A 9,218-nucleotide genomic window follows, 5' to 3' on the forward strand; every position below is an offset into this window, starting at 1 on the left:
GCGTTTCCGCCACCCTGCCACCTCCTTATGGGCTCTCTTCCCACGCCCGACTATCGGGCTGCCTGTTGCGATGGAGTGCGGGAAGAGCGCCCATCTGTGCCGGACATTGGGCCGGCAGTCGGTGGTGATGGTCCGCTCGGGAGACCCGTTTTGGTCCGGAACATCAGGGCAAATCTCCCGGGGAGCTTTCGCCGTCAAGAGCCGGCTCTCCCTCAGTCCCGGTCACTGCGACGAGCGTCGGAGCGAGTGAGGCCTGCGGTGGCCCGCCCGGGTTTTTGAGGAGAAGTGCAGTGGATCCGTGCCCTACGCCAGGACGCCCGCCCGCCGCCCAAAGACGCACCCGGCAGCAAGTCCGGTGCCCCCCGGGTAGTTGACGCTGAATAGTCCGCCGAGCATTTCACCTGCCACGAACAGGCCTTCGATGTGCTTGCCCTCTGCGTCCAGGACGCGGCCGTGGGTGTCGGATTTGATGCCACCGAAGGTGAACGTGATTCCGCAGGTGACGCCGTAGGCGTAGAAGGGTCCGGTTTCGATCGGGGCGGCCCAGTTGCTCTTGACCGGTTCGGTTGCGGCCTTCCGGCCATCCTTAACGTTGGGGTCGAACGGGGTGGAGCGCTCGATCGAGCTGTTGAAGTCCGTCACGGTTTTGGACAAGCTTTCCGGGTCTATGCCGATTTTGACGGCCAGGTCCTCGAGGGTGTCGGCGACCTCGACAGAGATGCCGGGCATCTCGTATTCTTCGCTGCGCAGCATGGGCCGAAGGCCGGCGTCGAAGATCTGGTACGCAACCGAGCCGGGCTGCTTGAGGATTTCCTTGCCGTATTTGGCGTAGGTGTAGTTCCGGAAGTCGGCACCCTCGTCCAGGAAACGCTTGCCGTCGGTGTTGACGATGATTCCAAACGGGTAGCTTTGCCGGGTGAGGCGGTTGGTGAGTTCGCGGTTGCTTTCGTTGGTGGCGGTAAAGGCATCCCACTGGACGCTGTGGCAGCTGCCCCAGTCTCCGCCCTTGGTGGCGCCGATCTCCAACGCTGCGGCGATCATGTCGCCGGTGTTGTAGGGAGTGCCGCGTACCTTGGCGTTTTCCCAGCCTTCGCCCAAGTACTCCCGCCGCCGCTTCGGGTCCGCCTCGAAGCCTCCGGCGGCGAGGATCACGGATTCTGCCCTCAGGCGCAGCTCCCCTTCAGCGGTGTTGACGACGACGCCGTCTACACGGCCGTTCTCAACGATGAGGCTTTGGGCCGCGTGGCCGTACCTGACTTCGATGCCCAGCTCTGCAGCGACCCGGGTGTGGTCTTCGATCAGGCCTTCGCCGCCGCCTACGTTTCCCACGTGCAGGCCGCCCCAGAAGAGGTAGGACCCGTCGGCACGCTCGAAGGCCTGACGCTCGTACATCAGGCGGTACTTCAGGCCCAGGCTGTTGAGCCACCGAAGGGTGGACTGGCTCTCGGCAATGAGGACTTCCGTCAGTGCCGGGTCGTTGCGGCCTTCGGTGACCTTTTCCAGGTCAGACGCGTATTCCTCAGCGCTGTAGGGCGGAACGACGGTCCGGCTGTGCCGTTCGTCCGGTTCCACGAGCCCCTGGAGGTCGTCCAGGCCGTTGTGGACGATGCGTGTGGCGCCGGCGGTGTAGAAGCTGTTGCCGCCGGCCATGTCTTTGGTGCCTTTTTCGAGCAGGATGACTTTTCGTCCGCGGACGGCAGCCGCGTGGGCCGCCGTGAATCCGGCATTTCCGCCGCCGACGACGATTACGTCGGCCTTGGTGAGGTTTCCCGCTGCAGGTTCGTTCTGATCAGCCATTGTTTTCCGTCTCCTTCATGTTGAATTCATAAGTATTCGACTGTATACACAGTCTGGCAGGGGTGATTTGGGGTAGAGGCGGCCCGGGGGTGTTAGCGGTGGGCCGGTACGGGGGCTGGCTCTGCCGCTGTCACGGGGAGCGGTTCCTGGGCGGCGAGGCGGTTTTGGCGGCGCTCCAGGGCCACGGCGAGGGCGCCGAGGGCGATGTTGACGACCAGGAATCCCAGCGCGGCAACAAACTGGGCCTGCAGCAGGGACCGGGTGTAGTACTGGCCGATGACGGTGGCGGACCTCAGCAGTTCCATGTAGCCGCCGAGCACAAAGGCCAGTGCTGTTCCCTTGAAGAGGATGATGAGCTGGCTCACGAGGGCAGGACTCATGGACCGCAGGGCCTGCGGGAGCAGGACCAAGCGCAGCGTCCCGACGTGGGAGAAACCCAGTGCGAGGGAGGCCTCGGCCTGACCGGGCGGCAGCGCGAGGATCCCGGAGCGTAGCAGGTCACCGATGACGGCCCCGCTGTACAGGGTCAGCGCGATGACCAGGAACCAGAAGTCCCCGAGTTTGAGGCCGTAGTTGGGCAGCACCAGGGATGTGAAGTAGAGCAGCAGGAGCAGGGGGATGCTGCTGAAGACGTCCGTGTAGACCCGGCAGGTCCGGCGCAGAGGTGCGTGTGTGGAGACGAGTCCGAAGGCCAGGAGGCATCCGGTGATCATGGACAGCACCATGCCGACGGCTGCGGCTGCGATGTTGTTCCACAGCCCCTGGCCGAGAAGCGCCCAGAGTCCGGGCTCGGCGAACGGGGCCCACGCCGCGGCGCTCAGTTCGCCTTTGTCGTAGAGGACGCGGAAGACCAGATAGGCGCCGGCGATCACGATGAGGGCGGTGAGGATTTCCAGGAGCAGGTGGCGGCGTTTGGCGCGCGGACCGGCCGGGTCAAAAAGCGATATGGTACTCATCGGCTGAACGCCACCTTCTGATCGACTGCGGATACGAGCCGGCCGATGACCAGCCCGATGGCGAGGTAGCAGAGGGCGGCCCCGCCGAAGATAATGAACGGTTGTGCCTCATCCACCGCGATCTTGTCCGAAAGGAACGTCAGTTCGGATACCCCTACCAGGGCAGCGACCGAGGTGTTCTTGACCATGGTGATGAAGACGTTGCCCAGCGGTCTGGTCACCGTGGCGAAGGCCTGCGGGAGGACGATGAGTTTCAGTGAGGCCATCGGCCCGAAGCCCAGGGCGCGTCCGGCTTCCAGCTCGCCGCGGTCCACGGTGTTCAAGCCCGCGCGCAGGGTTTCGGCTACGAACGGCGCGGTGTAGAGCACCAGGACGATGGCGGCCGAGGCGTAGAGTGAGTACTGGATGCCCAGGACCGGGAGTCCGAAGACAAACAGCACCATCTGCACGGGAAGCGGCACGTTGCGGAAAATCAGCACGTAGGCCGAGGAAACAGCCCGGGCCGTCCTGATGGGGCTGGTCCGCAGTGCGGCGAGCAGTGTCCCCAGGAGCACCGAACCGGCGGCACCCAGGAGAACGAGTCCCAGAGTCACCATCACGCCCTGACCGAAATCGCCGAGGTGATTGAGAAGGAATGACATCAGCGGATCCCTACAGCGTTACTTTGGGCGGGGTAACGTCGCCGGGCTTGACCTGGCCGATCGTCGCGTCGTAGGCCTTCTTCCAGTCCCCGTCCGCGATGGCCTTGGTCAGGAGCTGATCGAGGTAGTCATGAAATGCTGCGTCGTCCTTGGCCACACCGATGGCAAATTCCTCGGCATCGGCCAAATGGCCGTCCGCGATGCGGTAGGCATCCGGATTCTGGGACTGGACACCGAGCAGGATTGCCTCGGTAGTGGTCACCGCGTCGACCCTCTTATCCTTCAGTGCCTGCGCGCATTCACTGTAGGTGCTGAACAGGACCACGTTGGCCGCGGGCACGGCCGCGCCGATGAGCTGGGCCGCGCGGGCGCCGGTGGTGGAACACACCGTCTTTCCGGCCAGGTCCTCGGGTTTGTTCACTGAGCTGTCGTCCTTGCGTACCAGCAGGGCCACGTTGCTCTCAAGGTAGGGTCCGGCGAAACTGACGACTTTCTTCCGTTCGTCCGTCACTGCATAGGAGGCGATGACGGCGTCGACCTTGTTCTGCTGCAGGAACGCCTCACGGTTTTTGGTGACCGCCTCAACGAACTCGACATTCTCTGCACTGCCGGTGAGGTCCTTGGCCAGGATTCTGGCCATCTCAATGTCCAGGCCTTCCATCTTGCCGGTGATCGGATTCTTCACGCCAAAGAGCGGCTGGTCGAATTTGACCCCGACGATCACTTTGCCGCGTTTCTGGATCTTGTCCATCGTGCTGTTGGCCGGGAAGCTCTGGGCCGGTTTGGTCTCGGCGGCCGGGGTGCTGCCGCCGCAGGCTGTGGTGCCCAGGATCAGTGCGCCGGCGATGGCCAGGGCCGGCAGGAAGTGCTGGCGTTTCATGGTGACTCCTTAGGGTGGGTGCGTCGTTGCACAGGTGCTGTTAGTGGACCGAGGAGAGGAAGGCTTTGGCCCGGTCGGAGGAAGGGGAGGTGAAAAACGTTTCAGGGTCGGCAATTTCCACGATGGCTCCGGCGGCCATGAACACGATCCGGTCCGCGAAGGCCCGCGCGAACGACATCTCGTGGGTCACGACGATCATCGTCGTGCCGCTCTGCGCGAGGCTCCGCATGGTCGCCAGAACCTCGCGGGTGGATTCCGGATCGAGCGCCGACGTCGGTTCATCAAAGAGCAGGACCTTGGGATCCATGGCCAGTGCGCGGGCGATGGCCGCGCGCTGCTTCTGGCCTCCGGAGAGCTGGGACGGCCGGCTGTGTGCCTTGTCGGCGATGCCGACCATGGCAAGCAGTTCGTGGGCCCGCGTCTCTGCCGCCTGTTTGTCCAGGCCGAGAATTTTCCGTGGGGCGAGGGTGATGTTCTCCAGGATGGTCTTGTGGGAGAAGAGGTTGAAGGACTGAAAGACCATCCCCACCTCGGTACGGAACTTGTACAGATCCCTGCCCTCCACCGGCTGTTCGTGGCCGTCGATGAGAATGTGGCCCTCGTCGATGGCTTCGAGCCGGTTGATGCACCGGCACAGCGTCGATTTGCCCGACCCTGACGGGCCCAGGATGACGACCACCTCGCCACGGCGCACCGACAAATCAATGCCGGTCAGGGCCTGCATGCTGCCAAAGCGCTTGCCGACTCCGCGGAACTCAACGACGGTGTCCGTCTCCGTGATGGCTGTCATGATCTATCTCCTTTGATGGAATACGACTGTATACAGTGAAGTACAGTGTGGCATGGTGACCGCAATCACGGCAAGTCATTACGAGTCTTCGATGGGTGCGAACGCTTCGCCACCACCGCGGCAGTTACCAACGGCAGCGGTCTGCGCAACCGTGGCAGCACCGGGCTGATGCCCGGGAGGAGGCAGAAAAGCTGGCGCTTCGGGGCCCGGAGAGCTAGCCGGAGAGCCCGGCAGTGATCTTAGTGGGAGGCCGATTTCCGCAGCAGGTCGAGCCTGATCCGACGGGCTGTCTCCATGTGCTCGCGTGCGGTGTTCCGCGCAGCAGTTTCGTCGCCGGCGGTGATGGCCGCGACCAGCTTCGAATGCTCGGCCAGGGCCTCGTCCCAACGCTCTCCCACAGACAGAGTCGAGTGCGGCGTGCGGATCAAGTGGGTGGACAGCCGCTGCAGGAGATCCTGGAGCACGGGATTGTGCGCAGCCGCCCAGACGGCAGCGTGGAACTCCAGGTTCGTCGACGCCCGGGTGTTGTCATCCGGCTCCGAAAGTGCGCGGTCACGTTCCACCAGGCCTTCGAGCTGCATAATGTCAGTGATGTCGTGGGACAGGGCCGCCTGCCCGGCCGCCTCCTGTTCCAAAAGAATCCGCACGTCATAGACCTGGATGACTTCCTGGGGTGTTGCCTGATGGACCTGCAGTCCACGGGCGCCGCGGTCCAGAAGACGGTCGTGCTGGAGGCGGCGAAGAGCCTCGCGCACCGGCGTGCGGGAGACACCGAAGCGTTCCCCCAAGGTAACTTCCCGCAAGGGAGTGGCGGGAGCAATTGCACCGGCCAGGATTTCAGAGCGCAGCTGGGCGTAGATAGAATCTCCGTCGTGCCGCATCGTTTCAGAACCAGGTGACACAACTTTCCTTCCACAGTGGCGACTCGGAAGGGAGGCTTACGCCGCCACTCGGTCCCGCCAGTTCGCAGGCCCGAAGCCATCGCCCGGACACCCATAGTATTTCAGTGGATACGCAAGTGTCCAAGATGTGTTGTCCTTTCCATCCGGACGGTGCATGAGTCGGAGTTGTTCGGCCGCCGCGGCTTGGTTCGGCGTCAGTAACTTTTCGCCGTCCGGGCGGAGCTCGCCCGTCGGTGATACGTGCCGGTAAAGGGTCTGGCGGGTGATGCCGAGTTCGGTGCAGAGATCGCGGACTTTGGTTCCGGGCTTGCCCAGGGAGGCCGTGGCGAGCCTGAGTTTGGCCGAGGTCATTTACTCGGGAGACTAAGTCGCATAGCCCGACATGTAGATCGCTGCGCCCTGCAGGGCCGGTCAGATTAGACAGATGTCCGGTCGTGAAGCGGCCTGAAGGAGCTGGAGCCGGCGAACCAGTCCGATTCGGGAGCATCGCCGGAGTTATCCCGCCGGGCACCCTCGATCCGTCCTCCTGGGTTGTGGAACTCACCGCCGAACAACACGAGGGGTTCCCGCTTGGTGATGTCCAGTGCGATGACCTCGCCGACGACGATGATGTGGTCGCCGCCGTCGTAGATATTCCACGGCCGGCACTTAAGCGTCGCGGCGTTCCCCGTCAGCACCGGGACGTTGCCGTCCAGCGTCCATTCCGGTTCCGCGTCAAGGACTTTGCCAGCGAAGTGCAGGGCCACATCCTTTTGTTCTACCGACAGGATGTTGATAGCGAAGGGCGCAGCTTCCAGATACCGGGCGCCGCGCGAGGACCGGGTCAGTGTGACCTGGGCAAGCGGCGGGTCGAGGGATACCGCGGTGAAGGCGCTGACGGTGGCGCCGTGCGGAACGCCGTCGTCCGTCCGGGTGGTGACCACCGTGACACCGGTGGCGAACGTGCCAAAGGCGTGGCGCAATTCTCGTTCTTCAATGCATCCTATGACTTCCTGAGTCATCGACTTCTCCTTTCTGCTGTTGTTCAGGCCGCGCTGAATTACCCAAGGTCCCCGCCGCCCACCGGCAGCACCGCGCCAGTGATGTAGCTGGCGTCGTCAGAGGCCATGAACAAGATCGGAGCTGCCTGCTCTTCCAGCGTGCCATACCGCTTGAAGAGGGTGCTTTCGGTGGTCTGGTCCACGATCTGCTGGTACCACGTCTCTTCCTGGGCGGACTGCGCGTTCGGGTTGCGCGGGACCTTCCGCGGCGGAGCTTCGGTGCCGCCGGGCGCGGTGGCCACTACCCGGATACCCTTCGGAGCGGCTTCGAACGCCAGCGACGCGGTCAGAGCGTTGACCCCACCCTTGGACGACGCGTATGGAACGCGATTGATGCTTCGGGTGGCTATCGAGGAGACGTTCACGATGACCCCGGCCGTCCGTTCGACCATGTGCGGCAGCACTGCGCGGCAGCACCACAGCGTGGGGAAGAGGGAGCGCCGCACTTCGGCCTCGATCTCGTCCTCCTCGTAGTGCTCGTAGGGCTTGGTCCAGATCGTACCGCCGACATTGTTGATCAGGATGTCGATGCGTCCGAACTCTTCCACGGCGTAGGCCATCAGCTTCACGGCGCCCGCATAAGTTTCCAGATCGCAAAGGAAGTATCGTGCGGGTGCATCACTGGCCGTCAGCTCAGCACACACTTCAATGACCAGCTCGGACCGGTCCGCCAGCATTAGGGTGCCTCCCTCGGCCGCAATCTTACGGGCGACGACGGCACCAATCCCTTGGGCAGCGCCGGTCACCACAACAACCTTGTCGGTAAAACGCATTGCTGTGCGTCCTCTCTTATTGGGATTTTTCAGCCGTTGAGGCCAGTTCGATATCTGCGTAGGTGCCCCCGCGTCAGCTGATGGCTTCACGTTCCCGTGGCGCCGGCTCCGTCGAAGCAATCTCGGCTTTAACTGTCGAGCTTCGCACCATCTGGGTGGCCAGTCCGGCCAGAACCAGGGGTACCGCGAGTGCCATGAAGTAGCCGGAGACGCCCAGTCCCGTGAGAATGAGCCCGCCGAGGGCGGAGCCCACGATGGAACCGAGGCGGCCAATTCCGATGCCCCAGCCGGTAGCCGTGGCACGAAGTTGAGTGGGGTAGGCGTTGGCGATCAGGTAGTTCAGGGCCAACTGCTGGCCGCCAATGCCGAAGCCGGCCAGCCCGATAAGCACGAAGACCAGCGCAAAGTTGGAGCCGGCCAGGCCCAGGCCCAGCGCGATGACGATCCCCGCCGCAAACATGACCAGCAGCAATTTTCTGGGGTTGACCTTGGGCAGGATGATGGACAGAGGGATGGCGAAGAGGATAAAGGCGCCGTTGACGGTCACGGTTCCCATCGCGGCCTGCGAGCCGGCCAGCCCCAACATCTTGAGCGCGGTTGGCATCCAGAGCAGCAGCAGGAACCAAGCGATCCAATTGAGCAGGTAGGTGGCGAAGACCGCGATGGTGACCATCCGGTACTTAGCGGAGAAAAGTGCGGCGACGGAGCTGCGCTCCTGCATTTTGTCGTTGGTTGCGAGCACGGCGTCCGGGCTGACTGGGCTCCCGGAAATTGAGGCCATGATCTGACGCGCCTGTGCGTCGGCTGCGGAGGTGCCCTTGGCCGCCAGGAAGATCGGCGATTCGGAGAGAATCTTGCTGCAGACCAAAACCATGGCAAGTGGCAGCACGCCGCCGGCCAGGAAGATGCCACGCCAGCCCATCACTGGCAGCCATGCCGCCGCCACAAGCCCACCGAGTAGCGCGCCACCGGGCAGGCCAAGCAACACCAATGTCATGAACGTGCCGCGGCGCGATTTGGGACTGTACTCGGCGGTCAGTGCCAGCAGCGCCGGGGTGGCCCCGCCCATGCCGAGGCCAATGAGGAAGCGCAGAATGACAATCTGCTCCAGGGATTGAGCAAAAGCACCGGCAAGGGAGAACACACCAAAAAGGGCCAGTGCGAGCAGGATGGTCTTCTTCCGACCGATCCTGTCCCCGAAGGTGCCAAGGGACATTGCGCCCACGCACATGCCAACGGTGCTGGCGGTGATCACCCAGGTCATGTCAGTGGCCTGCAGGCCGAAGTCTTCGGCGATTGCCGGTCCGATGAATGCAATCGACTGGGTGTCGAATCCGTCCAGCAGTGCGATCACGAAACAGAGGACGACGATGGACCATCGTCTGATTCCCATGGGCGTGTTGTCGATAACGTCCTGGACGTTATAGGCGAGTTTAGTC

Annotated in this window: 9 protein-coding genes; all 9 read right to left on the bottom strand. The window is 63.4% G+C overall.

Features of this window, described 5'->3' with window-relative positions; all coding sequences use genetic code 11:
* Window positions 1-303: 303 nt before the first annotated feature.
* Window positions 304-1,797 carry an FAD-dependent tricarballylate dehydrogenase TcuA gene (tcuA, locus tag AC1D1W_RS18645; RefSeq protein WP_043435949.1) on the bottom strand — a complete coding sequence of 498 codons (1,494 nt, stop codon included), beginning with the start codon at window positions 1,795-1,797 and terminating at the stop codon, window positions 304-306.
* A 92-nt stretch (window positions 1,798-1,889) separates the two neighbouring features.
* Window positions 1,890-2,753 (bottom strand): amino acid ABC transporter permease, encoded by an 864-nt coding sequence (locus AC1D1W_RS18650; protein WP_459384500.1) that lies wholly within the window; start codon window positions 2,751-2,753, stop codon window positions 1,890-1,892.
* Entirely contained in the window at window positions 2,750-3,394 is a 645-nt protein-coding gene (locus tag AC1D1W_RS18655; protein ID WP_028276552.1) for an amino acid ABC transporter permease, read from the bottom strand. Before AC1D1W_RS18655 ends, AC1D1W_RS18650 begins: the two co-directional genes overlap by 4 nt.
* 10 nt (window positions 3,395-3,404) lie before the next feature.
* Window positions 3,405-4,274, bottom strand: coding sequence for a glutamate ABC transporter substrate-binding protein (locus AC1D1W_RS18660; protein WP_043435953.1), 870 nt, complete (start codon window positions 4,272-4,274; stop codon window positions 3,405-3,407).
* Between the two features lie 40 nt (window positions 4,275-4,314).
* A complete protein-coding gene (locus AC1D1W_RS18665; RefSeq protein WP_028276553.1) occupies window positions 4,315-5,064 on the bottom strand; it encodes an amino acid ABC transporter ATP-binding protein in 750 nt (249 codons plus the stop codon).
* Between the two features lie 239 nt (window positions 5,065-5,303).
* Window positions 5,304-5,966, bottom strand: a complete 663-nt coding sequence (locus AC1D1W_RS18670; RefSeq protein WP_243178471.1) for a GntR family transcriptional regulator — start codon at window positions 5,964-5,966, stop codon at window positions 5,304-5,306.
* A gap of 416 nt (window positions 5,967-6,382) precedes the next feature.
* Window positions 6,383-6,967: a flavin reductase family protein gene (locus AC1D1W_RS18675; protein WP_476944470.1), complete on the bottom strand. Its 585-nt coding sequence runs from the start codon at window positions 6,965-6,967 to the stop codon at window positions 6,383-6,385.
* A 38-nt stretch (window positions 6,968-7,005) separates the two neighbouring features.
* Window positions 7,006-7,779 carry a 1,6-dihydroxycyclohexa-2,4-diene-1-carboxylate dehydrogenase gene (locus AC1D1W_RS18680; RefSeq protein ID WP_476944471.1) on the bottom strand — a complete coding sequence of 258 codons (774 nt, stop codon included), beginning with the start codon at window positions 7,777-7,779 and terminating at the stop codon, window positions 7,006-7,008.
* Between the two features lie 73 nt (window positions 7,780-7,852).
* Window positions 7,853-9,218, bottom strand: a 1,366-nt coding sequence (locus tag AC1D1W_RS18685) for an MFS transporter (protein ID WP_476944472.1), incomplete at its 5' end; no start/stop codon positions are given.

The organism is Arthrobacter sp. P1_B4 (assembly GCF_056406555.1).